The sequence below is a fragment of the Singulisphaera chitinilytica genome (assembly GCF_049331405.1).
Taxonomy (GTDB): domain Bacteria; phylum Planctomycetota; class Planctomycetia; order Isosphaerales; family Isosphaeraceae; genus PoT.
The window spans coordinates 3278579-3304081 of sequence record NZ_CP186274.1 but is presented as its reverse complement, the minus strand read 5'-3'; the positions used below and the strand labels follow the sequence as shown (position 1 = coordinate 3304081).

Annotated in this window: 19 protein-coding genes; 10 read left to right on the top strand and 9 right to left on the bottom strand. The window is 65.1% G+C overall.

The window, feature by feature from the left end; genetic code table 11:
* Positions 1–2: 2 nt before the first annotated feature.
* Positions 3–2114 carry a molybdopterin-containing oxidoreductase family protein gene (locus ACOYYX_RS13460; protein WP_422930416.1) on the bottom strand — a complete coding sequence of 704 codons (2112 nt, stop codon included), beginning with the start codon at positions 2112–2114 and terminating at the stop codon, positions 3–5.
* Positions 2115–2373: 259 nt separating this feature from the next.
* Here ACOYYX_RS13460 and ACOYYX_RS13455 point away from each other — a divergent pair, with 259 nt between their 5' ends.
* Complete coding sequence (locus ACOYYX_RS13455; RefSeq protein ID WP_422930415.1) at positions 2374–4713, top strand: hypothetical protein; 2340 nt, start codon at positions 2374–2376, stop codon at positions 4711–4713.
* A gap of 81 nt (positions 4714–4794) precedes the next feature.
* A complete protein-coding gene (locus ACOYYX_RS13450) occupies positions 4795–6282 on the top strand; it encodes a c-type cytochrome domain-containing protein (protein WP_422930414.1) in 1488 nt (495 codons plus the stop codon).
* A 22-nt stretch (positions 6283–6304) separates the two neighbouring features.
* Here ACOYYX_RS13450 and ACOYYX_RS13445 read toward each other — a convergent pair whose 3' ends face one another.
* The gene (locus tag ACOYYX_RS13445; protein WP_422930413.1) at positions 6305–7507 is read right to left on the bottom strand and encodes a DUF1501 domain-containing protein; all 1203 of its coding nucleotides are present in this window, start codon (positions 7505–7507) and stop codon (positions 6305–6307) included.
* A gap of 446 nt (positions 7508–7953) precedes the next feature.
* On the opposite strand from ACOYYX_RS13445, the gene ACOYYX_RS13440 reads away from it, so the two are divergent.
* Positions 7954–9543: a TolC family protein gene (locus ACOYYX_RS13440; RefSeq protein ID WP_422930412.1), complete on the top strand. Its 1590-nt coding sequence runs from the start codon at positions 7954–7956 to the stop codon at positions 9541–9543.
* 106 nt (positions 9544–9649) lie between these two features.
* Here the strand turns inward: ACOYYX_RS13440 and ACOYYX_RS13435 are convergent, their stop codons facing one another.
* From ACOYYX_RS13435 to ACOYYX_RS13425, 3 genes are all read right to left on the bottom strand, one after another.
* Complete coding sequence (locus tag ACOYYX_RS13435; protein ID WP_422930411.1) at positions 9650–10051, bottom strand: ArsR/SmtB family transcription factor; 402 nt, start codon at positions 10049–10051, stop codon at positions 9650–9652.
* 1315 nt (positions 10052–11366) lie between these two features.
* Positions 11367–12383 (bottom strand): copper-binding protein, encoded by a 1017-nt coding sequence (locus tag ACOYYX_RS13430; protein ID WP_422930410.1) that lies wholly within the window; start codon positions 12381–12383, stop codon positions 11367–11369.
* A 63-nt stretch (positions 12384–12446) separates the two neighbouring features.
* The gene (locus ACOYYX_RS13425; RefSeq protein ID WP_422930409.1) at positions 12447–13220 is read right to left on the bottom strand and encodes a creatininase family protein; all 774 of its coding nucleotides are present in this window, start codon (positions 13218–13220) and stop codon (positions 12447–12449) included.
* A gap of 190 nt (positions 13221–13410) precedes the next feature.
* Between ACOYYX_RS13425 and ACOYYX_RS13420 the strand changes: the two genes are divergently transcribed.
* Together ACOYYX_RS13420 and purB are read left to right on the top strand one after the other, a co-directional pair.
* Entirely contained in the window at positions 13411–14640 is a 1230-nt protein-coding gene (locus tag ACOYYX_RS13420) for a Glu/Leu/Phe/Val family dehydrogenase (protein ID WP_422930408.1), read from the top strand.
* A gap of 156 nt (positions 14641–14796) precedes the next feature.
* Positions 14797–16227 carry an adenylosuccinate lyase gene (gene purB / locus ACOYYX_RS13415; protein ID WP_422930407.1) on the top strand — a complete coding sequence of 477 codons (1431 nt, stop codon included), beginning with the start codon at positions 14797–14799 and terminating at the stop codon, positions 16225–16227.
* A gap of 188 nt (positions 16228–16415) precedes the next feature.
* Here the strand turns inward: purB and rpsU are convergent, their stop codons facing one another.
* The 4 genes from rpsU to csrA all read right to left on the bottom strand — a co-directional run bounded on the left by rpsU (position 16416) and on the right by csrA (position 19069).
* A complete protein-coding gene (gene rpsU / locus ACOYYX_RS13410) occupies positions 16416–16604 on the bottom strand; it encodes a 30S ribosomal protein S21 (RefSeq protein WP_026012078.1) in 189 nt (62 codons plus the stop codon).
* 174 nt (positions 16605–16778) lie between these two features.
* A complete protein-coding gene (locus ACOYYX_RS13405) occupies positions 16779–17186 on the bottom strand; it encodes an RNA recognition motif domain-containing protein (RefSeq protein WP_422930406.1) in 408 nt (135 codons plus the stop codon).
* A gap of 302 nt (positions 17187–17488) precedes the next feature.
* On the bottom strand, positions 17489–18706 hold the full coding sequence (locus tag ACOYYX_RS13400) for an aldo/keto reductase (RefSeq protein WP_422930405.1): 1218 nt from the start codon (positions 18704–18706) through the stop codon (positions 17489–17491).
* Between the two features lie 168 nt (positions 18707–18874).
* Complete coding sequence (gene csrA, locus ACOYYX_RS13395) at positions 18875–19069, bottom strand: carbon storage regulator CsrA (protein ID WP_422930404.1); 195 nt, start codon at positions 19067–19069, stop codon at positions 18875–18877.
* Between the two features lie 516 nt (positions 19070–19585).
* On the opposite strand from csrA, the gene ispF reads away from it, so the two are divergent.
* The 5 genes from ispF to ACOYYX_RS13370 all read left to right on the top strand — a co-directional run bounded on the left by ispF (position 19586) and on the right by ACOYYX_RS13370 (position 25501).
* A complete protein-coding gene (gene ispF, locus ACOYYX_RS13390; protein WP_422930403.1) occupies positions 19586–20059 on the top strand; it encodes a 2-C-methyl-D-erythritol 2,4-cyclodiphosphate synthase in 474 nt (157 codons plus the stop codon).
* Positions 20060–20128: 69 nt separating this feature from the next.
* Positions 20129–21601: a cysteine--tRNA ligase gene (gene cysS / locus ACOYYX_RS13385; RefSeq protein ID WP_422930402.1), complete on the top strand. Its 1473-nt coding sequence runs from the start codon at positions 20129–20131 to the stop codon at positions 21599–21601.
* Positions 21602–21650: 49 nt separating this feature from the next.
* A complete protein-coding gene (gene ruvC / locus ACOYYX_RS13380; protein WP_422931623.1) occupies positions 21651–22202 on the top strand; it encodes a crossover junction endodeoxyribonuclease RuvC in 552 nt (183 codons plus the stop codon).
* A gap of 150 nt (positions 22203–22352) precedes the next feature.
* The gene (gene thiS / locus ACOYYX_RS13375; protein WP_422930401.1) at positions 22353–23378 is read left to right on the top strand and encodes a sulfur carrier protein ThiS; all 1026 of its coding nucleotides are present in this window, start codon (positions 22353–22355) and stop codon (positions 23376–23378) included.
* A gap of 137 nt (positions 23379–23515) precedes the next feature.
* Positions 23516–25501, top strand: a complete 1986-nt coding sequence (locus ACOYYX_RS13370) for an ATP-dependent DNA helicase (protein ID WP_422930400.1) — start codon at positions 23516–23518, stop codon at positions 25499–25501.
* The last annotated feature ends 2 nt before the right edge of the window (positions 25502–25503 follow it).

The following is a 25503-nucleotide window of genomic DNA, read 5'->3' as shown; positions in this document are numbered from 1 at the left end:
AGTCATGAATCTTGATGCGAGTGACCCTTGACACCTTCGACCGCCGCCCGCACTTCCACCAGGTTATCGAAGAGCGTGGCCCCTCCCCCCATGTCGGTCAGGGCGGAGGAGGTCGTTTGGTTCACGTTGCTCTGCCCGGGGCTCAGCTTGTTCCAGTAAATCCCCGGCGAGACGGCCACGCCAGGTCGAACCGAATCGCCGACGACGACCCGGGCGAGGAAACGGCCGCGATCGTTGAACACCTCGGCCCACTCCCCTTCGGTGAGGTTCCGCATTTCGGCATCGGCCCTGGCCAGCTCGATCGTGGGATCGCCGGCCGCGGCCCGGTGGCGATCTTCATTGGCGAACGTCGAGTTCAGGAACTGGGGACGCGGGGGGCTGAGGAGCTGCAGCGGAAACCTGGCCGCGAGGTCGGCGCGGGTCTGCGGATCCTCGCGCGGGGGCATATAGACGGGCAAAGGATCGAATCCATTGACCTTCATTTGTTCGGAATAGAACTCGCACTTGCCCGAGGGCGTTGGGAATCCGCCCTGGGCGAACGGCGTGTAAGTATCGGGGATTTCGAGCCTGATGGAGCCTTCCGACCTCAGGCGTTCGAGGGTGATCCCCCGCACGCTCGGCCCGCCGTCGAGCAGCTCGCGGATCAGGGTCTCATCGTCGGGGAAGTCCTCCGGCTCGAATTCGAGTCGACGGGCGAGGGCGCGGAAAACGTCGTTGTTCGAGCGGGCCTCACCCCTCGGGGCGATGGCCGGGTTGTTGAGCATGACGTAATGATGCCCGTACGAGCTGTGGACGTCGAGGTGCTCGAGTTGGGTCGTCGCCGGCAGGACGATGTCGGCATGATCCGCGGTGTCGGTCGCGAACTGCTCGTGGACGACCGTGAAGAGGTCCTCGCGTCGGAGTCCGTCGAGGACTCGCTGCTGATCGGGGGTGACGGCGGCGGGGTTGGCGTTGTAGACGTAGAGCGCCTTGACTGGTGGACCAGGGAGTTCGCCCGAGAGGGCCTCGCCCAACTGGTTCATGTTGACGACCCGCGTGCCGGGCGGGCTGAGGTCGGGCCGCGTGAGCTTCCCCATATTGAAGTCATAGGTCCCCGCGGTGGAGAGGAGAGCCCCTCCGCCGTGATGCCTCCAGGAGCCGATGACCGCCGGGAGGCAGGTGATCGTCCGCACGGCCATGCCGCCGCCGTAGTGGCGCTGGAGCCCGTAGTTCAGGCGGATGAAGGAGGGCTGCTCCTTCGCGAGCCGATGGGCGAAGGTCGTGAGCGTTTCCTCGTCGATGCCGGTGATCTCGGCCACGCGACCCGGGGAATACTCGTCGAGCACGCGCCGGCGAAGTTCGTCGGCCCCGAGCGTGTATTGCTCGAGGTAGTCGGCGTCGTGCAGGCCGTCGCGCCAGATGACGTGCATCGCCCCGAGGGCGAAGGCGGCGTCGGTCCCGGGGCGGATCGGGATGTGCCAGTCCGAGCGCGCGGCGGTGCCGCTCCGATAGGGGTCGATGGTGACGATCGTGGCCCCATTCTTCCTGGCCTCGATCATCAGGCTCCAGAGGTGGCTATTCGTGTGGGCGGTGTTCGACCCCCAGTTCACGATGAAGCGGCACTTCGGGATCGCGAGAGGGTCGGTCCCGTAACGTCCCCGGCCGATCGTGTACTCGTAGCCGACGGTCCCGGCCGACGAGCAGATGGTCCGATCCAGGATCGAGGCGCCCAGGCGATGGAAGAAGCGACGATCGAGGCTGCTCGCCTGGAGTTTCCCCATCGTGCCGTAATAGCTGTAGGGGAGGATGGCCTGCGGCCCGTGCTCCGAATCGGCGACGGCTCGGAAACGGTCTGCGACCTCGCCAAGGGCCTCATCCCAGGAGATCCGCTCGAACCGGCCGCTCCCCTTGGGGCCCGTACGCTTCAAGGGGTGCAGGATCCGGCGGTCGCTGTAGACGCGGTCGAGATACCGGGCCATCTTCTGGCAGAGGAAGCCTCGGGTGAAGGGGTGGGAGCGATCCCCTTTCAGCTCGACGGCGACACCGTCCTCGACGGTCACGTGCATGCTGCAGGTATCGGGGCAATCGAGCGGACAAACGCTGCTGATCGTCTTCAAACGCTCGTTCGCCTGCATCGAACTTCCTCTCGGCTCGTGACCGGGTCCGCCTCTTTGCGCCCGCTGGATTGTATCCGAACTCCGGCGAGTCCGCATGGGATGCGGCTTTGGAGCGAGCGTGGCGTGGGGTTTCGCATGCTTGACAAAAGGATGGGAGCGTGCGAGCTTAAGGAGGATCGAATCCCGCCATGCCGGTGATGCCCGCCCACTTGGGACACGACACGCCCAAGCCCGCCCGAGTTCGCCGGAACGCATAGAAACGAGGGGACACAACCCAATGCTCCGCATCGCTCTCGGCCTGGCTGCCGTCGTCAGCCTCTCGCTGACGTTCCCGGCGTCGGCAGACGCTCCGAAGATCACGGGCACGGTCCCCCTCGGGGTCCCCAAAGGGGTGGCCACCGACGTCACTATCCAGGGGACGAACCTCGGGAACAACCCGCGTCTCATCGCCCCGTTCGAGTTCCAGGTCGACCCCAACCCGGCCGCCAAGAACGATGCCGCGAGCTGGACCTTCAAGCTGACGGCCAAGCCAGGCACGCCGCTCGGGACCTATCCTATCCGGGTCTGGACGAACGACGGCCTCTCGAACCCCTTCCTCTTCACCGTGGGCCAGCTGCCCCAGGTGGCCGAGAAGGAGGATAACAGCACCTTCGAAACCGCCCAGGTCATCCCCACCCCGGCGGTCATCGAGGGCCAGGCCGCGGGCAACGACGTCGACTACTTCAAGTTCGCCGGCAAGAAGGGGCAGACGATCGTCATCGACGCCCAGTGTGCCCGGATCGGCTCCGGCGTCGACCCCTCGATCCGCCTCACGACCGCCGACCGCCGCTTCGTCGCCTCGGCCGACGACACGCTCGGCCTAATCACCGACGCCCGGCTCACGGCGACGCTCCCCGACGACACCGACTACGTCATCGAGCTCTCCGACTCGAGCTATCAAGGCGGAGGCCGACCAGTCTATCGCCTGCTCGTCGGCTCAATCCCCGTGGCCGATGAGGTCTTCCCGATCGGCGGCAGGGAAGGCGAGACCGTCGGCTTCGAACTCCGCGGCGGCTCGCTCGGCGGGCTCCGCGTGGGGGCCGTGACCCTCTCGGCGACGGCCGACTCCGACGTCACCCGACTCCGCCTGACGAACGCGATGGTCGGTGGCCCCGTGGGCGATCCTTCCCTGGAAATCGAGTCGCTCCCGCCGCTGGAAGTCTCGCCTTACCCCGAAGTCCGGGAGACGATCGACCCCAGGTCGCCAATCGTCCGGGCGGCCGCGCCCGTGGTCTTCAACGGGCGGATCGACCCCGCCGGCGATGAGGACCGCTTCAACCTCGCCGTGACGCCCGGCCAGGTCCTCATGATCGAGGTCATGGCGGCCGAGAACGGCTCGGCCCTCGACGGCGTGCTCCAGGTGCTCGGCCCGAACCAGGCGGTCCTGGGGACCGCCGATGACACGACGATCGCCGAACTGGGGGGACGCAAGGGCAAAGGGGCGGGGCTCGTCTCGCCCGACCCCTCGCTCGCCTTCACCGTACCTGCCGGCGTGACGGAAATTACCCTTGCACTGAAGGACCTCGAGAACCGAGGCGGCACCGCCTACCCCTATCGGATCTCGGTGGAACCCGTCAAACCGACGTTCGAGCTCCTCCTGAACGAGCCGGAAGCGACCGTGCCTCGCAAGGGGAGCGCCCTCGTCGGCGTCACCGTCCGGAGGCTCAATGGCTACGCTGGCCCGATCCAGCTCTCGGTCGCCAATCCGCCGGCTGGCCTCACCTTCCGACCGGGGACCATCGCCGCGGGGCAGAACGTCGGGGTCCTCTCACTCTCGAGCGCGGCGGACGCTGCGTTCCCGCTCTCGAAGCTGGACGTCGTCGGCAAGGGGCCGGGCACGCCCGAGATCGTGGTCTCGGCGATCAAGCACGTAGCCTTCGCCAAGCAAGGCGAGCTGCCGACTAACACCCTGACACAGCTCGGCCTGCCGGCGGTTCCGGCCGACCCCGAGGTCGTCGGCTTCGAGATACCCTCGACTCCGATCGAGGTCGTGCATGGTTATGGCGCGAACATACCGGTCAAGCTCCAGCGCCAGGCGGGAGCCGACGCGGCCCTCGCGGTGACGACCTTGCCGCTCCCCCCGGGGCTCACGGTCCCCGCCGCGAATCTGGCCGAGAAGGTGGCGGAAGGCAACGTCCCCGCCAACGCCGCCGTGGAACTCCCGCTCGGGCCCATGACCATCGGCCTCGTTGCCAAGGGCAAGTTCGCCAACTTCGACAAGACCTTCCACCTGCCAGCCGTGACCCTCGACATCGTCCGCCCGGCCGCCATCGAGCTTGCGGCCCCGGCGCTCGAGCTCAAGGCCGGGGCGACGTTCGAGCTGAAAGGCAAGGTCGTGCGGAAGGCACCGTTCGCGGAGCCGGTGACGGTCAAGGTCCAGGGCCTGCCTGCCGGGCTGAAGGCCGACCCGGTCACCCTGCCGCCGGATAAGGCCGACTTCGTCGTGCCGGTCATCGCCGACCCCAAGGCCGCGCCCGCGATGGCCGGGGCCAACGTCTCGCTGGCGTTCCAGGTCCAGAAGAAAGACTATGCTTTGCCCGCCGTCCCCCTGGCGGTCAAAGTGCTCCCTGCTCAATGATCGATGATCGATCGGGCCGAGGTTCGCGAAAGGTCGCGGCCCGAGGCTTCCCCTTCGCGACGCCCTTCGAGGAGGATTCAGATGCTGGCGCGGACTTATCGGCCTTGGCTTGGGATCGTCGCGATGGCGGTGCTCTCCCCGTTGGCCATCGGCGAGGAGCCGGCGAAGACGCCCCCGGCCCAGCCGCCTGCGGCACCGGCTCCGGCCACGCCCGCACAGCCGCCGGCCGCAGGCGAGCCCGCCGCGGCCCCGGCCACGGTGAGCTTCATGAAGGACGTCGCCCCCATCCTCGTGCAGAACTGCATCGCCTGCCACAACACGAGGAAGGCGGAGGGCAAGTACGGCATGACCACCTTCGCCCAGCTCGCCAAGGGCGGGGCGCAGGCCGAGGGGCACACCTTCGAGCCGGGCGACCCCGACGCCAGCCAGTTCGTCGAGCTGATCCGGCTCGATGGCTCGCCCCGGATGCCTTACAAGCAGGATCCCCTGCCCGCCGACAAGATCGCCTTGATCGAGCGATGGGTCAAGGAAGGGGCCAAGTACGATGGGGCATCCCCCACCGAGGACTGGACGGCGGTCCTCCGCCGCAACACGCCGGTCGCGATCCCCGAGGCCTACCCGCTGACGATGCCGATCACGGCGCTCGCCTTCAGCCCCAACAACCTCGAGCTCGCCTCCTCCGGCTATCACGAGATCAATCTCTGGAAGACGGCCGACGGCGTGCTCGACCGCCGCATCCGGGGGCTCGCCGAGCGCGTCTACAAGATCGCGTTCAGCCCCGACGGCAAGTGGATGGCGACCGCCAGCGGAGACCCCGGCCAGTTCGGCTCCGTCAAGCTCTGGCTGGCCGAGCCCGACGGCGGCGGCAAGCCGGTCCGCGACCTGCTCGAGAGCCCCGACTGCGTCTTCAGCGTCGCGTTCAGCCCCGACAGCAAGACCCTCGCCGCCGCGGGCGCCGACCGGGCCATCCGGTTCTGGGACGTGGAGACCGGCAAGGAACTCGCGACGATCGAGGATCACGCAGACTGGATCTACGAGATCGCGTTCAGCCCCGACGGCAAGCGTCTCGCCTCGGCCAGCCGGGACAAGACGAGCAAGGTCTTCGACGTGGTGAAGAAGGAAGCCCTGGTGACCTTCCCCGGCCACGCGGCCCCCGTCTACACGGTCGCCTTCAGCCCGGATGGCAAGAGCATCTACACCGGCGGCGAGGACAACCTCGTCCGGAACTGGAACCCCGACGAGGATGCCAAACAGGTCCGCCAGATCGGCGGGTTTGGCGGCACCGTCTTCAAGCTCCAGTTCACGACCGATGGCAAGCAACTCGTCGCCTGCGGGGCCGACAAGGTGATCCGGATCTTCGACGCCGGCTCGGCGGCTTCCGTCCGAAACCTCGCCGGGCATAACGATTGGGTCTACACCTTCGCCCTCTCGCCCGACGGCCAGACCATCGCCTCGGGGAGCTGGGACGGCGAAGTCCGCCTCTGGAAGCTCGCCGACGGCGCCCCCGGCGTGAAGTTGATCGCGGCCCCCGGGTTCAAGACGGCGGGTTCGACACCCGCCGCCAGGTAACCCGAAGTTTCGAGGCTCGACCTCAGGCCAACGCCTCGCGGAGGTGGTTGGCCTGGTCGAGCAGGCTGACGACTTCCCCGCTCTCGAGGGAGTACGTCAGCGAAGGGTCGATGCCAAGGCTCCGGTAGACAGTCGCCACGAGCTCGGCGGGACGCACGGGTCGATCCGCCGGGCTCGAACCGTTCGAATCGCTCGCACCGATCACTTCACCCGCCCGGGTCCCGCCGCCCGCCAGGAGCGCACTCCAAACGCCCGGCCAGTGATCGCGGCCGCCGGCCGCATTCAGCCGGGGCGACCGCCCGAACTCGCCCGTCGCGACGACGAGCGTCGAATCGAGCAATCCGCGCGAATCAAGGTCGTCGAGCAACGCCGAGTAGGCCCGGTCGAAGGTCGGCAGGACCTCCGTCGCGTAGTCAGCAAGCGTGCTGAACGGGCCGGTGCCGTGGCAGTCCCAGGTGGCGCCCCGGAAGACGGTCTCGTACATATTCACGGTGACGACGCGGACCCCCGCCTCCACGAGCCGGCGGGCCCGGAGGCAACTCTCACCGAACGGGTTCCGGCCGTAGCGAGCCCGAGTCGAATCGGCCTCCGCCGCGAGCTCGACGCAGCGGTTCACTTCGTTCGAAATCGACGGGGTCGAATGAAGGGCCTCGGGCATGGCCGCGTCGTGACTCGCGACAGCCTCAAGGCTCGATGCCGGGGAGTAGGGCTCCCAGGCCTTGCCGAGGATCCCGGCCGTCTGGCCGTGCGAAACGTTGACCCCCGTGTGGCCGATGGGCTTCGGCAGCAGCACGAACGGGGGCAGGCCGTTTTTGGCCTCGAGCATCGAGGCGGCGACCGAACCGAAGTGCGGATAATCGCGGCCGAGGCCGCAGAGCCGGCCCGTCTGGATGAGCTGCGACCCCGTCTCGTGGATCGGGGCGGCCTCATGGTAGAGGGAGCGGATCAGGGAGACCCGATCCATCCGCTTCGCTAGCTCGGGCAGGTGCTCGCAGACGCGGACCCCGGGGACCGAGGTGTCGATCGACCGGAAGGGCCCGCGGACCTCGGAGGGGGCGTCGGGCTTCGGGTCGAACGTATCCAGCTGGCTCGGGCCGCCCACGAGCATCAGGAAGATGACGGATCGGTCCTGGCCGGGTTTCTGCCGGCCAAAACCCAGCTTCGAATGGGCCGAAAGCCCCAACGGGCTCATGCCGGCGACCTTGAGGAAGTCGCGTCGAGACACCCCGACGCGATCCGTGACGCCTTCTCGACCATGCCTGTACATCAATCCGGCCCCTTTCCGTAGTGAGCGAAGGGCTTCGTCCGGGATCCGCGTTGCGTCGTCCGGCGGGCTGGACGCGCCCAACTCAACTCATGGACAACTCGCATTAGGTTACCTGGACCCAAACGCCACAACCAGCAGGAAATGGGCTGCGGAACATTTGCGTTCAGCGACGGCCACGGCCCCGAAGACGCATGTCGAGGTTCGGATTAATCATGTTCTGCGAGTCGTACCTCGTACTCCGCTTTTAGGATCGCCGAGGCAATCTGGGAGCGATCGTCGATGATCGCCCCTCGGAGGCGAGGCCGATAGAAGTCCTGGAAACGATGCCGAGGCAGCGGTCGAGGCGTCGCCAGGACGTCGGGAGTGGAATTCCCGAGGAGTGGCCAGGGAGGGTCGCCGAGGTTATGAGAGTCTCATTTGCTCATACAATCCTTGCTGCCGTCATGGTCGCCCTCGTCGGCGTACAGTCGGCCTCGGCGCAAGGCCCGACGATCGACACGAACCTGCCGCTCCGGCCTGGATCGAACGACTCGGAGCTCGGCCCCTCGCCCGGAGGTGGCGGCGGACTCTTCTCGAACCCGCCAGGTGCGAACGACCCGATCCTGAGCGGTCGCGCTGGCCCGACGGCCCCGCACGTCCCCGGCTCGGTGACGATGCCCGGTGCCGGTGCAGGCCCCACCGACCTGCAAACGGGGATCAGCGCACCGAAGCCCAAGCCGACGCCGACCGTCCCCACCTACGGCCCGCTCTCGTTGACGCAGGTCGCCGAGGATGAGGGGCCGGCGAACGGCCTCACGCTCGACATGGCGATCGACGCGGCCATCCGAGACAACCTCGACCTAAGATCCAAGTATTACGAGATCCCCCAGGCGAGGGCCGACATCCTCCAGGCGGGGCTCCGGGCCAACCCGATCTTCTACGCCGACAGCCAGCTCATCCCCTACGGCAGCTACAACAAGGCGAAGCCCGGCGGGCCGACGCAGTACGACGTGAACGTCTCCCATCCCTTCGACCTCTCGCGCAAGCGACAGGCGAGGGTCATGGTCGCCTGCCGAGCCCTCAAGGTCCTCGAGGCCCAGTATCAGGACGCCATCCGCATCTCGATCGACCTCGTGTACTCGGCGTTCGTCGACGCCCTCGTCGCCCGGCAGACCATCCGCTACAGTCAGAGCAGCGTGGAAGGCCTCGAGAAGCTTCTCGATGTCGAGAGGAAGCGGTACGAGCTCGACCAGTCGACCAGGGCGGACGTGGGCCGCGTCGAGATCCTGCTCGACTCCGCCAAGATCGGCCTTCTCGACGCCCAGCAGCAGTATGGCAAGACCAAGCAGGTCCTCGCCAACCTCCTGAACATCCCCCCCGAGCACGCCGAGTCATTCGAGATCCGCGGCACCCTGCTCGACCGCTTCAATCCCCCGGCTCAGCTCCCCGAACTCCAGCGCATGGCCCTGGAGATGCGTCCCGACGTGGCGTCGTTCCGACTGGGCATCCAGCGGGCCGAGGCCGATGTGAAGCTCGCGCTGGCGAATCGGTTCAGCGACATCTACGTGCTCTATCAGCCCTACACGAACCAGTACAACGGCCCGCTCGGCGGCCGGAGCACGACGTCATGGGCACTCGGCGTCACGGTCCCCTTGCCCATCTACAACCGGAACCAGGGCGGCATCCAGCGGGCTAAGTTGAACGTGACGCAGACGCAGATCCAGCTCGACAACATGGCACGGCAGACGATGTCGGAAGTGGCCCAGGCTTACAAGGAATACACGACCACGCGTCAGATCGTCCAGAAGATCGAGCGCGAGACGATCCCCGTGGCCAAGCGAGTCCTCAGCGATTCGTTCCGGCTCTACACGGGGGGCGAGCAGGACGTGACGTTTTATCTGAATGCCCAGAAGAACTACAACGATCTCGTCAAGCAATATTTGGATAGCCTTTCGAGGCACCGACGTAGCATGCTGGCCCTCAACACCGCGATCGGCCTCCGCGTCCTCCCCTGAAGGCTCCCCGAAATCCATCGCGCATGAATAAACCGCCAGGCGTCCCTCGGGCCGCCCGGCGGTTTGGCTTTCGAATATCAAACACCGATGCGAGTGCGCCGGCAACTCAGCTAATCAAGTTCTTGACCACGCGAGCCAGGTCGGAACCCGTATCGGTCAGGCTGTAGAAGTTATTCTTACCCTGACGGCGGGGGGCGATGATGCCGCCGTGCCGCAGCAGGGCCAGGTGATGGCTCACCGCCGGCTGGCTCTGGCTCAGCTGATCGCAGAGCGCCCCGACATGCTGTTCACCATCGGCGAGAATTAAGATCACCTGCAGGCGGGTGGGGTCGCTGACGTGCTTCAGCAAGATCGAGGCGCGTCGGGCCTGCTGGAAGCGCTGATCGACGGTCTTCACGGCCTTAGCCTTGGTCGCGGCCGCCTTGGGGCTGGCTGCCTTCGTGGTCGTCTTCGTCGCGGCCGCCTTGGTCGCGGCTGCCTTGGCGGAGGAAGCCTTGGTCGTCGCCATCGATGATACTCCTACCCGAATGACTCGGATGCTGATGAAACGGCGTGAGGCCACCCCACCCGGGTCTCGCGGGGAAGCTCCCGAATTATTCAGACCACAGCAGTCTAAATAAGATTGTCGCCCAATGGATCGGCACGGGTCACGATCTCCTCAAGGTCGGGCACGACGGAACGCAAGGTTCCCCGGCCTTGAGCGACTCAGGATCGATGACTTGCGCGAATGTATCACAATTTGGGAGGTTGACAACATCTACCTCCTCTTTCTACATCATTCGACCGAAGTTCGCAATCGTTATCATCCTTGATTTCTCTGAATGACCCACTTGAAGGTAACGTTACGCGTCGCGGATGGCAACATGAAGACTCGTGCGAATCAGAGAATCAAACGTGTTTGACGCTCGGTTGACAGTATCGCCACTGGCCACCGAAAGAATTGAATGCTGCAAACGTACACTCGAACAAGCGCGTGTCGAAGCCGTTCAGTCGTCGATCGGGCGATATGTTCGTTCGGCCGACTGTTCGAGCCCCGCGAAGCGTCCCTTACCTCAGCCCGAGGGCTCGTTCATAAGCCGTCTCACAAGAAACAACTTGATGATCAAACCCCGGCAAGGGCCCGCTCGTCCGGGGTGCGGCCTGGCCTGTTCCCTCCGGGAAATCCAGGGCGAGCGGATATCGCCCTGTAAGGCTTATGCCGAATATATCGAATCCGAGCGAGGCCGTAGGTCCCCTCCGAACCGAGCGGGGGCGCATGGAGGAGCCTATCGGCACGGATCAACGGACGGGGATGCATCGCGAGAAGGGCAGCCGATCGTCCGATGTTGCCAGAGCTTGCGCCACCGATTCTATGAGCGAGAAGGAGCGTAAGGCTTGCTCGCTATCACCCCATTGGATTGAACACGTCGATGGGGCTGCACGAGTTCACGACACTCGCCTGGGGATGACACCGCGGCCCGGGAGGTAACCCACCACCGGCGACCCAGCCGGTCGATGGTTTCCCGGACAACCTCAATGGCGCATGCCCGGATCGAGGCTTCATGCGAGTGGGATATCCCTAATCAGTCAAGCCGTCAACCGCAGTCTGTACTCGAGGCCGACTCGGGAATTTTGAGATGTGAATGTTTTCCGACCTTGATCGGGATTTCACCAGATCCGACGTAGTATACCGGCGGAATCAAATGATCAGGTGCCGCATGTCTTTCGCAGCTTGAGCAAAGTGCTATCTCGCCAAGTTTGGTCGAGAAGGTTGATATACGCGGGCTCGACTGCGGGGGCTCGCCGAGAGCCTCGTCCCCCTGCCCGTCTCGACATAGCGATCGTCAGAGGGAGGGTTTGGCCGGGGTCACGGGCTCCGCGGCGGGCGTGGCCGGTTCCGATTTGAGGAGCCGGGTGATCACGCCGAGCAGGTCGGAGGGCTGCCACTTGTTGGACTCGGTGCCGACGTCCAGGCGGGCGACCTTGCCATCGGCGTCGATGACGACCGTGCAGAGGTTGTGGATGATCTCGTTGGCTGTGGGCCCGTACATGAGCCCCAGGCGTGGCGTGACCTTCTCGAGTTCGGGGTGAGAGGCGACGGCGAAGGTCCAGAGCGGGGGATGGGCCCCCTGGACCTTCGCATGCTTCCGGAGGATCTCGGGCGTGTCATGCTCGGGGTCGAAGCTCACGGAGAGCAAGCGGACGCGATCGGCCCGCGCCGGGATCGCTCCGACTTTCTCCGCGAGGCCGCCGAACTTGCGATCCATCATCGGGCAGAAGTTCGGCAAGGGGCATCGCGTGTAGATGAAAGTTAATACGACGACGTTCCCCCGGAGCTCCGAGAGCTTCAAGGGCTTGCCGTCCTGCGTCGTCATCTCGAAGTCGGGGACTTCCTCGCCGACATTGAGTCGCTTCGGCCGCTCGGGGGTGGTGACTCCCCTGCCCGACGGGGTTTCCTCCTTGGGCGGCTCCGTGGCGGGATTGCTGACGACGAGGTCTTTCAGCTCGTAGTCCTTCACCACGTCGTCTTCCTTTATGACGACGAGGCCCCCTTCGACGGAGTCACCCGGCTGGACGTCCTCGAGGCTGGATTTGTCCTTCAAGGTGAAGGGCATCGTCATCGCCCCCATGAAGCCGGGGAGGGCTTCATGGGCGATGGTCACCTGCCCGGACGCCCGGTCGACCCTGCGGACCACGCCGACGAGCTTGTACTTGGTCGTCGTGGTGATGTGCTCGGCCGCCTTCGTCTCGGCCTTCCCTTTTTCAGGGGCAGCTTCGCGGTCCCGGCACCCGACAAAGAGCAGGGAGGCCAGGGCGAGGGAGAGTCGAAGGGCGGGTCGAGGCGTCAACGTTCGCGTCATGGCAGGCCAGGCTCGTTCAAGTCTCGAGGGAAAACCGGCGGGCTCGCGTCTTCCCCTCACCATTTAATAGGGGAATTTCTCGTCGATGGGGCTCTTGGCGAGGTCCACCAGGGCCTTGGCCAGCCGATCGACGACGATCTCGGTCAGGGCCTTCCCCTTCTCGGCGGTCGCCGGGTACGGGTTGCCCGCCCCCGAGTTGGTCGTCAGGAGGTGCCAGGGTCGGGTGATCTCGAGCCAGCCCTTGTTGATTGCCTCGATGCGGGTCGGGGCCATCGTGCCAGGGTCGGCCGCCTCCATGTCGACGAGGTCCGGGAAGTGGGCGAGGCCCATGCTCGTCTCCATCTCCCCCGCGTGGTCGCCGGCGTCCTCGAAGATCGTCGCGTGCTTGTCCGAGGCGAATTTGTACCAATGCGCCAGGAAGAGGTGGACATCCGTTTTCGTGTGCAGCTCGCGCAGGATCCACTTGAGGTCGTTGCCGCCGTGCCCGTTCAGGAGCAGGCACTTGCGGACGCCGTGGGTGCTGAGCGACTCGACGACGTCGGTGATGACCTTGGCGATGGTCGAGGGATTGAGGTTCATCGCCATCGGGAACCGCATCTGGTTCGTCTCGGTCCCGTAGGCCAGGGCCGGCAGCACGACGACGCGTGCGCCCTGTCCGTGAGCTTTGGCGCAGGCCTGCTCGGCGACCTCCCAAACCTGATACGTGTCCGTACCATAGGGCAAATGCAGGTTGTGAGGCTCCGTCGCCCCCAGGGGGAAAACCGCCACCTCGAAGGGGGGCTGCGACTTGATCTGCCCGTAGTTGGTCTCGGCAAGCACCCAGGGACGGCGTACCATTGATTCCCTTCGCGTCGTGCAAGAGGTCGCGAGCCTCCGAGGATCAGGGCCGGTTAGGCCCGCTCGCTCGACGATTGGCTCGCTCGTGGGTGGGTTCCAGGGCCATTGCGACCTGGATGTCGCGTCCGTTACGATCGGGCCTGGATTCGGCCCTTCGTACCGACTCCATTAACCTTGGGTTGACCGTTCGATGCAAGCCTTTGAAGCGACGAACTTCTATTTTGATCGAGCCGCGTCGCTGATGGACTTGACCGACAACATGCGCACGCTCATGATCACCCCCGATCGTGAGCTGCGAGTCGAGGTCACCATCGAGATGGACTCGGGCCAGATCGGCAACTTCATCGGCTATCGCGTCCAGCACGACAACGCGCGCGGGCCCTTCAAGGGAGGCCTGCGCTACCACCCGCACGTCGACCAGGACGAGGCGAGGTCGCTCGCCAGCCTCATGACGTGGAAGACGGCGGTCGTCGACCTCCCCTTCGGCGGCGGCAAAGGGGGGATGAACTGCGACCCGAGCAAGCTCTCCCGGGGCGAGCTCGAGCGCCTCACGCGCAAGTTCGTCCTGCAGATCCACGACTTCATCGGCCCCGACAAGGACATCCCCGCGCCCGACGTCGGCACCGACGCCCAGGTCATGGCCTGGATCATGAATGAATACTCCAAGTTCCACGGGTTCCACCCGGCCTGCGTCACCGGGAAGCCCGTCGAATTCCACGGCTCCGCGGGGCGCGAGGCGGCGACGGGCTACGGTATCTTCATCGTGACCCGAGAAATCCTCAACCGGCTCAAGCAGGAGATCGCCGGCTCGACCTTCGCGATCCAGGGCTACGGCAACGTCGGCAGCTTCACGGCCCGATTCCTCCATAACGCGGGAGGGAAGGTCGTGGCGGTCTCCGACGCCTATGGGGCCGTCACGAATCCGGAGGGGATCGACATCCCGGAGCTGGACAAGCATGTGTCCACGGACCGCAAGGTCATCGGGTTCAAGGGGGGCGACGCGAGCACGAACGAGCAGCTCCTGACCATGCCCGTCGACGTGCTCATCCCCGCGGCGCTCGGCGGCGTCTTCGACGCCACGATGGCGAAGGCCGTGCAGGCCAAGATCATCGTCGAGGCCGCCAACGGGCCCACCTGGCCCGAGGCCGACGAGATTTTCCACTCCCGCGGCATCCCGGTCGTCCCCGACATCCTGGCGAACGCCGGCGGGGTGATCGTCAGCTATTTCGAGTGGGTCCAGAACCTCCAGCACTTCCGCTGGTCGCTCGAGCAGGTCCAGCGCGAGCAGGAAACGAAGCTCGTCGAGAGCTTCAACAAGGTCTACGACCTCTCGCAACGCAAGTCGACCAGCATGCGCACGGCCGCATTCATGCTCGCCATCTCCCGCGTCGGCAGGGCCCGCGTCCTCGGCGGGATCTGAGGTTCAGGAGCCCGCAACCACGCCCACGGATGCGGCGAGACTCACCCCGCGCCCATCCGCATTTGTCTTTCCGCAACGCATGAATTGCCCTGCCAATTTCGATGAGGTCCCCCAAGCAGACGACCCGAGCCTCGAGCGGTCGCGACGGAATTTGATATGAGCCAACACCTGCAGTACGACAATCCCCTCATCGCCCGCTACGCCAGCCGCGAGATGTCCGCGCTCTGGTCCCCGCAGCGAAAGTTCTCCACCTGGCGACGCCTCTGGGTGGCCCTCGCCCGGGCCGAGCGCGAACTCGGCCTGAACATCACCGAGGCCCAGATCGACGCCCTCGAGGCGAAGGTCGAATCCGTCGACTTCGAGGTCGCCAAGGCCCACGAGAAACGCCTGCGTCACGACGTCATGGCGCACGTCTACACGCTCGGCGACGCCGCGCCCGAGGCCCGCGCCATCATCCATCTCGGCGCGACGAGCTGCTACGTCACCGACAATACCGACCTGATCCTGCTCCGCGACGGCCTGCGGCTCCTCCGGGATCAGATCGTGGCTGCGATCGACGGCCTGGCGAAGTTCGCGGAAAGATGGAAGTCCCAGCCGTGCCTCGGATACACCCACTTCCAGCCCGCGCAGCTCGTGACGGTCGGGAAGCGTGCAACGCTCTGGTGCTATGAGCTGATCCTCGACTATCACGAAATCGAGCGCCGGATCGAGGACCTGAAGTTCCTGGGGGTGAAGGGGACGACGGGGACGCAGGCCAGCTTCCTCGCCCTCTTCGACGGGGACCACGCCAAGGTCCACGAGCTCGATCGCAGGGTGGCAGAGGCCTTCTCATTTGATGAGATCCTCCCGGTCTCGGGCCAGACGTACACCAGGAAGATCGACTCCCTCGTCCTCAGCAGCCTCTCCGCGCTCGCCGAGAGCGCCCATCGGTTCGGCTCGGACCTCCGGCTCCTGGCCCACGAACGGGAAGTCGAGGAGCCGTTCGAGTCGGAGCAGATCGGGTCGTCGGCGATGGCGTACAAGCGCAACCCGATGCGAGCCGAGCGGATGTGCTCGATCGCCCGATTCGTGATGGGGCTCCAGCCGGTCGCCGGCCAGACCGCCGCGACCCAGTGGCTCGAGCGGACGCTCGACGATAGCGCGGTGCGCCGGCTCACCCTGCCCCAGGCGTTCCTGGGCGCGGATGCGTTGATGAGCCTCTACCTGAATGTCGTCCCCGGTCTCGTCGTTCACCCGCCGGTGATCGAGAAGAACCTCACCGAGGAACTGCCGTTCATGGCCACCGAGAACCTGCTCATGGCGGCCGTCCAGGCGGGGGGCGACCGGCAGGTCCTGCACGAGCGGATTCGGGTCCACTCCCTCGACGCCGCGGCGCGTCTCAAGCAAGGGGCGCGGGACAACGACCTGATCGAGCGCCTGACGGCGGATCCCGCCTTCCCATCGATCAACTACAAGGACACGATCGACCCGGCCCTCTTCGTCGGGCGTTCGCCCGAGCAGGTGACCGAGTTCATTGCGAGCGAAGTCGAGCCGATCCGCAAGAAGTACCCGGCGCGCACCGAGATCACGCGCGAGATCGATGTCTGACGCAAGCCATTAGTGCCGAAAGATCCTCGAGGCGTCGTCCATCTCGGGCGACGCCTCTTTTTTTGCCAATTTCGTAGCTCGAAACGATGGCCCACCAACGACAACCGGCTCGGGACGTCTCAAGGCGTGAATCACGCCGAGCGTCACGAGCCGGGAGATCTGTCCCGCGGAAAGCCTGAGAGTTCGACTCAGACTCGGGCGGCCTGGCGAGCTTTGCGAAGGCGCTTCAATTCTTCACGGCGGCGCCGTTCGCTGGGCTTCTCATAGTAGGCCTTGCGTCGCATTTCTTTACGCAACCCACTGCGCTCACACAGCTTTCGGAAGCGACGAACGGCCTCCTGAATCGACTCGCCGGAACGTACCCGTAACTTCACCACAGGCAAAACCTCCCGTTTCCTTCCAGAGTGGCCAGCGAAGGCTCTCCCAATGAACGCTTGCAATAGGAAAAGGGAGAACCGGCGCACGGCCCTCCCTTTCTATCGACCCAGATCAAGATTATATCGCGATTGAAGCCGAAAGCCAGATCCGAAATCGGAAAAGTGGCCGGAGATTCAATATTGATCGTAACCGGACTCTCGGGAGCCGCCACCTCCGTGGCCACCGCCCCCGTATCCTCCTCCTCCGTAACCGCCGCGGCTCCCCCCACCGCCCCCATAACCGCCACGTCCACCGCCGCCTCCCCCGTATCCCCCGCCGCCTCCGCTACGTTCTTCGCGGGGACGGGCTTCGTTCACGGTCAGGGGGCGCCCCCCGAAGGGAGAACCGTTGAGATTTTCGATGGCGGTGTTGGCCTCATCATCGTTGGCCATCTCGACGAATCCGAAGCCTCGGCTCCGTCCGCTGAACTTGTCGATGATCACCTGCCCGCTCGTGACCGTCCCATAGGTCTGGAACAACTGGACGAGGTCGTCTTGCGTGGTGTCGTATGGCAGGTTTCCGACGTAGATGTTCTTACCCATGGATCGCCAGCCTTGTTCAAGACATTTCGCGCCCGCTCCGTTACGGACGTCGATGCGTCATCGCCTCGGCCTCGGCTGAAACGTGCGGTGGAACAGGGCCCGCGAACGAGCAAGGCACGCTTCGCGCCATCGGGTACTATGTCGACGATCCCCGGTAAACTCAAGAAAAATCCGATCCGCATGCCATGAAGGAAAGCATCTGTTAGGAACGCCTCAACCAAAACGAAACGAAGGCGGCCCGGGCATTGCCGGGCCGCCTTCGTCGAGCGAGTTCATGTTCGCACCGTGATGGTGATCGCCGTTCAGGCGAGGTGTTTATCCACCCTGGGCATGAGACTCGCAAAATTCAGGTGATTGGGGCAGGCGGTCTGCGCAGCTTCGAGGTCGGCCCCCGACCAATCACGCTGAGTTTCCGAGAGTTTGGAGTAGAGCCTTCGCGCCTCGCCACGATAACCATAGTGGTCGTGGTAGGTGATGAGCCGCGTCAGGTCTCCGAGTGAGGCTTTGGTCCCCGCCGCGCGGGCACAACGGCCGTCGCAGTCGGCGCAGAAGGTCGGTCCGGCCGCGATGCAGGCGTCGCGCAACTCCTTGATCTGAGCCTGATTCAAGGGCTCGAAGTTCTTGGCGGCGATGCTGTTCTCGCGGATCTGGTCGGTGTTTCGCATCGAGACGCAGCACGACGTGATCCGTTCGTCGGACCAGATCGCGTGCAGGAGTCCCTGGTAGGGAGAAAGCCCCTTCTCTTTGAGGCTCGGGATCCGCTTGGGGACCGTCTCGAGGATCTTGTCTTGCCCCGCGACCTGCTTCATCGAAACCAGGCCGATACCCCGCTTGTAGCAGGCATCGAGCGCCTTGTTGAGCGCGGTGTTCTTCGGCAGCCAGGCGGTGAACTGGAGCATGATCACGTCGATGAAGCCGCCGTCCGCGGCCGCCTGGACGTAATCGGCTCGCCTCTCGTCATGGCAGGAGAATCCGACGAATCGAGCCTTCCCCGACTTCTTGATGGCCTCGATCGCCTCTTTCAGTTCCTTGCTCTTCGGCCAGTTGAGGGAGTCCTGCCCATACTCGCCCGGGCCGATACCGTGGATATAGAAGAGATCCACGTAGTCGGTCTGGAGCGTCTTCAAACGCTTGTCGAGCATCGGGATCAGATCCCGAGGGCTCCTCGGATGGTCCTTGGTCGCGAGGAAGATCTCCTTGCGGACCTCCGGCATGGCCTGCAGCCAGCGGGCGATGGCCGGTTCGGACCCATAGCAGTCGGCCGTGTCGAAGAAGCGGATGCCGCTGGCGTACGCGAACCGCAGCAAGCGGTCGAGCCCGGGGCTCTGCCACGTACCTTGATTCAGGATGGTCACATCCACGCCCGTCTTGCCGAGTGGGCGGCGAGGGATCATCGGCTTCTTCGCCGAGTCAGGAGCGGCCTGGCTCCCCTGGGCTCCCGCCAGTACCGAGGCGGTCGCCAAAGCACCCGTCTGCAAGAATCCGCGTCGGTCGAAATCCGAATCCGGTCGATTCGTCATCAGAGTAACTCCCCGACCCATTGCCTCTAGGAAAGGTGAAGAACCGAGATGGTTCGACAAACGTTAAACGATTCAACCCCCCGAGGCCAGTCGGCGAATTCCTCCTCCTCAACCTGGATGCTCATTCCCAAATAGCGCCATCGCATTCATCTCGACGGGACGAGACGCTCAGGAGCAGATCGCCAGTTCCGTCTCTTCCTTCTCGGTGCGGGTCAGCGGCAGGATTTCTTCGCGGTAGACCGGGATCTGGCCGGGGGCTTCGATGCCGAGGCGGACCTGGTTGCGGTCGATCTTGACCACGGTGATCACGATGTTCCCGTCGATCACGATCTTCTCGTTCAGCTTGCGGCTCAGGACCAGCATGGCAACCTCCGTGATGGATAGCTAAACCCAGTATGGGAAGACCTTTGTGACTCAGGTGTCGCGACTTTCTTTCTCAGCTCGTCGCGACGGGATTAAAGTAAAGCACGAAGTGTGCCGACATCGACGTCCGGGACCGATCAATTACTCCAAGTCTTTACCGAATCAGTTTTTAAATTTTTCTCAAGTCTTGCCACGAGACCGCAAACCACTGAACAACAGTGTAGGAAAGCGCCTTTTCTTCCCAAATCTACATTGACTCAGGGAAGAAATGGGAACTGCTTTCGAAGTTTTACCTAAGTTTTGGAGGCCCCGAGCCGACTCTCTGTACAAACAGATATGAGTTTGGGGCCCTGACGAGGTGAATACCCCGACGAATGGGAACCACGATCGGTCTCGGGGCACTCGGCGGGGATAGCGTCGTTTGAGAAGAAACGATACCATTTTGCCGAGTTGGCCCGATCGTTCGGATCGGGCCTGGCAGGTCGTAACATCGCAGAGCTGATCGGGGATCCTTTAGTGCGAGTGGGTATCGGGCACGACACGCATCGCCTCGCCGAGGGGCGGCCGCTGATCCTGGGCGGCATTACCATCGACTATCCTCGAGGGCTCGTGGGCCATTCGGACGCGGACGTCGTGCTTCACGCCGTCTCGGACGCCCTGCTGGGTGCCGCGGCGCTCGGGGACATCGGCGAGCTCTATCCGGACACCGACCCGCAGTGGAAGGGCCTGGACAGCTCGAAGCTCCTCACCGAGGTGCTCGATCGGGTCCGGCTTGCGGGCTGGCAGCCTTCGAACTGCGACGTGATCGTCCACGCCCAGGAGCCGAAGCTCGGGCCCTATAAGGCACGCGTGCGCGAGAACGTCGCGAGGCTCCTCGGGCTCGACCCGGGCGCGGTGAATATCAAGGCGAAGACCGGGGAACTCGTCGGGCCGATCGGACGATCCGAGGCGATCTCCTGCGAGGCGGTCGTCCTGCTCTCTCCCCGCTGATCTACTATCCGAAGGCACTGACGGCTCAAGGCCGCGGAGAACGGCGTGTCGCACACGCCTCGAAGACACATGGCGCTCCGAGTCTACAATACCCTCTCGCAGTCGAAAGAAGACTTCCGGACGGTGGTCCCCGGCAAGGTGGGGATGTACGTCTGCGGCCCCACCGTGTACTCCGAGAGCCACATCGGACACATGGTCGGCCCCGTCATCTTTGATACGATCAAGCGCTACCTCGTCTACTCCGGTTTCGAGGTCACCTGGGTCGTCAACATCACCGACGTCGACGACAAGCTGATCGTCCAGGCGCAGAAGGACAACACCACCGTCAAGGAACTGGCCGAGCGCGTCACGGCCGACTACCTCGACTGCCTGCACGCCCTCGGCGTCAACGGCATCGACCAGATGCCCAGGGCCACCGAGCACATCGCCGAGATCATCGACATCAACCAGGGTTTGATCGACAAGGGCTTCGCCTACGCGTCGAACGGCGACGTCTACTTCGACGTCACCCGCGCCCCCGAGTACGGCAAGCTCAGCCACCGCGACCCCGAGGAACTCCAGGCGGGCGCCCGGATCGAGCCGACTTCGCTGAAGCGGCACCCCGGCGACTTCGCCCTCTGGAAGAGCTCCAAGCCCGGCGAGCCCTTCTGGGATTCCCCCTGGGGCCCCGGCCGTCCCGGCTGGCATATCGAATGCTCCGCCATGAGCATGAAGATCCTGGGCGAGCACTTCGACATCCACGGCGGCGGCCTCGACCTCGTCTTCCCGCACCACGAGAACGAGGTCGTGCAGTCGGAGTGCTTCTCGGGCAAGCCCTTCGCCACCTACTGGCTGCACAACGGCCTGCTGACGAAGGACGGCAAGAAGATCTCGAAGTCGGATCCGGGCACGATCGTCCTGATGCGCGACCTCCTCAAGTCGCACGAGCCGGACACCCTCCGGGCCCTCTTCCTGACGAGCCACTACCGCCGCCCGATCGACTACGGCCCGTCGCGGCTCGATGAGCTCGCCAGGGGCCTGCAGTCCTTCTACAAGACCTTCGAGCAGTTCGAGAAGCTGACCGGCACCAGCTTCTACGACCTCGAGGCCCCGAAGACTCGCTCCGAGTTCGACCCCGGCTCGTCCCCCTTCCTCAAGGAAGTCGGCGAGCATCGTCAGCGCTTCCTCGACGCGCTCGACGACGACTTCAACACCGGCGGGGCCATCGGCGAGCTCTACGAGCTGAACCACACCCTGAAGAAGTTCGCCAATGGCATCGCCTCCCGTGATCAGGAAGCCCTGGCCGACTACCGCAAGGCCGTGGTGGTCGTCCGCGAGCTGACCGCGATCCTCGGCCTCTTCCGCGAGCCCTTGAAGAAGGAAGAAGCGAGCCGCGACGAACTCACCGGCCCCCTGCTCGACCTTCTGGTCCAGCTCCGGACCCAGGTCCGCAAGGAGAAGAACTTCAAGCTCGCCGACGAGATCCGCATCAAGCTCACGGAGCTGGGCGTGACCCTCGAAGACCGCCCGGATGGAACCGCCTGGAAGATCGAAGGCCGGTAAGCCTACGCCCCTTGCTCCTCTCGTCGTCGTCCAGGGAAAGGACCGCGTGATGACTCGTTCCGAGGCCAACCCCTTTGCCGACGAAACCCGAGCGACCCATGGCCGGGTCCTCGGGATCGACCCTGGCCTGGGAGTGACCGGCTATGCCGTCGTCGCACCCTGCGCCTCGGGGGCCTACGTGGTCGAGGCGGGGGTGATCCGCCCTCGGAGCGCGAACGCGAGCCTGAGCGGACGGCTGAACGTCCTCCACCAGGGGATCGTCGAGATCCTGGAGGCGTTCACCCCCGACGCACTGGCCCTCGAGCAGGTCCACAGCCACGTCAAGCACCCGCGCACGGCCATCATCATGGCCCACGCGAGGGGGGTCATCATGCTCGCGGCCGAGCAGCAGGGCGTGCCCGTCTTCGGCTACGCCGCCTCCCGGATCAAGAAGACCCTGACGGGGAGCGGCAAGGCCCCCAAGGCCCAGATGCAGCACGCCGTGCAGCTCGAGCTCGGCCTAAATTGCCTGCCGGAGCCGCACGACGTCGCCGACGCCTGCGCGGTGGCGCTCTGCCATTTCCAGATCCGCCGCCATCAGCGCGGGCTCTACGGGGTTTGACCCCCCTCGTGGCCGGGGCCGGCCGCATCCTTGACCGAAAATGTCGCAGCTCCTTATGATGGACAGGCGTCGAGAACCAGGGCCACAGCGTCCCTGGCCCTTTGGAATACATAAGGCCTCGTGCCACCACGTCAGCCGACGGGACGGATCGTGATTATTACGCTAAACGGCAAGAGCCGAGAGGTCCCGGACACGTTGACCGTGGCCGGATTGCTCCAGCAGATGGGCGTGAAGCCGGCGTTCGTGGCCGTCGAGCTCAACCGCGACCTCGTCACCCGCAAGCGGCACGAGGAGACGGCGATCAAGGATGGCGACGTCCTCGAGGTCGTCACGTTCGTCGGCGGCGGAGCCCCCACGCCGGCCGAGATCCCCCCGCTGACGATCGGCTCGCACACCTTCACGAGCCGGCTCCTCGTCGGCACGGGCAAGTATCGCACGCTGGAATTGATGCGAGAATGCCTCGATGCCAGCGGGACCGAGGTCGTCACCGTCGCCGTCCGCCGCGAGCGCCTGTTCGACAAGGAAGGGCGGAACATCCTCGACTTCCTCGACCCCAGGCGCTACACGATCCTCCCGAATACGGCCGGCTGCTTCTCGGCCGATGAGGCCTTGAGGACGGCCAGGCTCGGCCGCGAGTTGCTTGAAGGGCTCGAGAACCCCGGGTCGAACTGGGTCAAGCTCGAGGTCCTCGCCGACACGAGGACCCTCCTGCCCGACCCCGTGGCGACGCTCGAAGCCCTGCGCGTGCTCGTGAAGGAGGGCTTCGAGGTCCTCTGCTACACGAGCGACGACCCCATCATGGCCCGTCGGCTCAAAGCCGAAGGGGCCGCGAGCGTGATGCCCGCCGGCAGCCCGATCGGCAGCGGCCAAGGGGTGCTCAACCCGAACAACATCCGGATCATCCTCGAGGATCTCAAGCAGGACGACCCCGACTATCCGGTTATCGTCGACGCCGGCGTGGGCACGGCCAGTGACGTGACCCTTGCGATGGAACTCGGCTGCGATGGCGTCTTGCTCAACACCGGGATCGCCGGCGCGGAGGATGCCTTCCGCATGGCCCACGCGATGCGCCTGGCCATTGAGGCCGGCTGGCTCGCGGCCCGTGCCGGGCGGATCCCGAAGAAGCTCTACGCCACGGCCTCCAGCCCGACCGAAGGGCTCATCAAGCCCCGCTGAGATTGCGCCGTCCTTCTCCTCATTCAAGGTTCAGAAGTCGAAGCCGAGCGAGCGATCCCCCCGCGAGGTCTGCACACGGAAGTTGCAGTATACGCCCTCGCGGGGTCGTCCGAGTTCTTCAAAGGCCATAAACAGATATGTCCGAGCTTGATCCGATGGCGATCCTCGGACCTGACGGCTTGATCGCCCGTCGCCTCCCCGGCTACGAGCCTCGCGAAGAACAACTCCAGATGGCGAGGGCCGCGGCGAAGGTCATGGAGACCGGCGGCCACCTCATGGTCGAGGCCGGGACCGGCACGGGCAAGAGCTTCGCCTACCTCGTGCCGGCGATCCTCGCGGCCACGAGCCTCGGCAAAAAAGTCGTCGTCTCGACCCACACGATCAATCTCCAGGAGCAGTTGCTCCGCAAGGACCTCCCCTTCCTGCGGGCCTGCATGCCGCAGGAGTTCTCGGCCGTCCTCGTCAAGGGGCGATCCAACTACATCAGCCTCCGACGCCTCGAAGCCGCCGCAGCCCGAGCAGGCTCGACCTTCCACACGAACGAGGAATTCCAGCAACTCGCCGAGGTCAAGCTCTGGGCCGGCTCGACTCAGGACGGGACCCGCTCCGACCTCGACTTCAAGCCGCTCGGGCCCGTCTGGGACGCGATCTCCAGCGAGAACGGCAACTGCATGGGCCGGGCCTGCCCTCGCAACAAGGATTGCTTCTATTACAAGGCCAGGCGGCGGATGTGGTCGGCGAACATCCTGGTCGTAAACCACGCCCTCTTCATGAGCGACCTCGCCCTCAGGGCCGCCGGCGCCAGCCTGCTCCCCGAGTATCAGGTCGCGATCTTCGACGAGGCGCACACGCTCGAGGCCGTGGCCGGCGACCACCTGGGCCTGAAGATCACCAACGGCCAGGTCGAGTACCTCCTGAGCAAACTCTGCCACGAGCGGACGGAAAAGGGGCTCCTGGCCTATCATCGGCTCCACGAGGCCATCGACCAGCTCCGCAAGGTCCGCTACATCGCCCGCGACTTCTTCGACGACGTGGCCGACTGGCAGTTGCGCCACGGCAGTTCGAACGGCCGCCTCCGCAAGCCCCTGACCGTCTCCGACGCCGTTGTCGAGGAGCTCCGCAAGCTCTCCAGGGTCATCGGCCGGGGGGCCGATACGGTCGAGAAGGAGGAGCAGAAGATCGAGCTCTCGGCCGCGCAGGAGCGCTGCGAGACCCTCTCGAACACCCTCTCCGCCTGGCTCGATCAGGGGATGCCCGAGAGCGTCTACTGGGTCGAGGTCGAGCAAGGACAGCGGCGCAGGGTCCGGCTCTCGTGCGCACCGCTCGACGTCGGTCCGACGATGAGGCGAGAGCTCTTCGACCGGGTCCCGACCTGCATCCTGGCCTCGGCGACCCTCTGCGTCGGCTCGCCCCCGAAATTCGACTTCTATCGACAACGGCTCGGCCTGACGCAGGGGGAGAACCTGACGCTGGGGAGCCCCTTCGACTATCCCAATCAGGTGAAGATCCACCTGCCCAGGAACCTGCCCGACCCCTCCGAGCGGAGCGACGACTTCGAGAAGGCGGCGATACGCGCGATCCCGCATTACCTCGAGAAGACCCAGGGCAAGGCGTTCGTCCTCTTCACGTCGCACCGGATGCTCGAGAAGGCGGCCTCGGCGCTGACCCCCTGGTTCTCCCAGCGCGGGATCACCCTGTTCGCCCAGAGCGAGGGGATGCCGCGTTCCAAGATGGTCGACGCCTTCAAGGCCGACGTGAACAGCGTCATCTTCGGCGCGGAGAGCTTCTGGCAAGGGGTCGACGTGCCGGGCGAGGCCCTCTCGAACGTCATCATCGTCAGGCTCCCGTTCAGCGTCCCGAGCCACCCGCTGCTCGAGGCCAGGCTCGAAGCGATCCGCAAGCGAGGGGGCAACCCATTCGTCGAATATCAGGTCCCCGAGGCGGTCATCAAGCTCAAGCAGGGGTTCGGGCGGCTCGTCCGATCGAGGAATGACCGGGGCATCGTCGTCGTCCTCGACCCTCGACTGCTCACCAAGCCGTATGGCCGGACCTTCCTGGGTTCGCTGCCGGATTGCCCGCGGGTCATCGAGACCCTGGATCTCGGCACCGGCCCCGGTCGCTGAGC

What these genes read in the sequence shown, in the direction of transcription:
- ACOYYX_RS13450 (WP_422930414.1), top strand. Translation starts at nt 4,795, where the DNA reads ATGCTGGCGCGGACTTATCGGCCTTGGCTTGGGATCGTCGCGATGGCG.
- ACOYYX_RS13425 (WP_422930409.1), bottom strand. Translation starts at nt 13,220, where the DNA reads ATGGTACGCCGTCCCTGGGTGCTTGCCGAGACCAACTACGGGCAGATC.
- ACOYYX_RS13435 (WP_422930411.1), bottom strand. Translation starts at nt 10,051, where the DNA reads ATGGCGACGACCAAGGCTTCCTCCGCCAAGGCAGCCGCGACCAAGGCG.
- ACOYYX_RS13400 (WP_422930405.1), bottom strand. Translation starts at nt 18,706, where the DNA reads ATGACGAATCGACCGGATTCGGATTTCGACCGACGCGGATTCTTGCAG.
- ACOYYX_RS13460 (WP_422930416.1), bottom strand. Translation starts at nt 2,114, where the DNA reads ATGCAGGCGAACGAGCGTTTGAAGACGATCAGCAGCGTTTGTCCGCTC.
- ACOYYX_RS13430 (WP_422930410.1), bottom strand. Translation starts at nt 12,383, where the DNA reads ATGACGCGAACGTTGACGCCTCGACCCGCCCTTCGACTCTCCCTCGCC.
- ACOYYX_RS13420 (WP_422930408.1), top strand. Translation starts at nt 13,411, where the DNA reads ATGCAAGCCTTTGAAGCGACGAACTTCTATTTTGATCGAGCCGCGTCG.
- ruvC (WP_422931623.1), top strand. Translation starts at nt 21,651, where the DNA reads ATGACTCGTTCCGAGGCCAACCCCTTTGCCGACGAAACCCGAGCGACC.
- ACOYYX_RS13370 (WP_422930400.1), top strand. Translation starts at nt 23,516, where the DNA reads ATGTCCGAGCTTGATCCGATGGCGATCCTCGGACCTGACGGCTTGATC.
- ACOYYX_RS13440 (WP_422930412.1), top strand. Translation starts at nt 7,954, where the DNA reads ATGAGAGTCTCATTTGCTCATACAATCCTTGCTGCCGTCATGGTCGCC.
- cysS (WP_422930402.1), top strand. Translation starts at nt 20,129, where the DNA reads ATGGCGCTCCGAGTCTACAATACCCTCTCGCAGTCGAAAGAAGACTTC.
- ACOYYX_RS13405 (WP_422930406.1), bottom strand. Translation starts at nt 17,186, where the DNA reads ATGGGTAAGAACATCTACGTCGGAAACCTGCCATACGACACCACGCAA.
- csrA (WP_422930404.1), bottom strand. Translation starts at nt 19,069, where the DNA reads ATGCTGGTCCTGAGCCGCAAGCTGAACGAGAAGATCGTGATCGACGGG.
- ACOYYX_RS13455 (WP_422930415.1), top strand. Translation starts at nt 2,374, where the DNA reads ATGCTCCGCATCGCTCTCGGCCTGGCTGCCGTCGTCAGCCTCTCGCTG.
- purB (WP_422930407.1), top strand. Translation starts at nt 14,797, where the DNA reads ATGAGCCAACACCTGCAGTACGACAATCCCCTCATCGCCCGCTACGCC.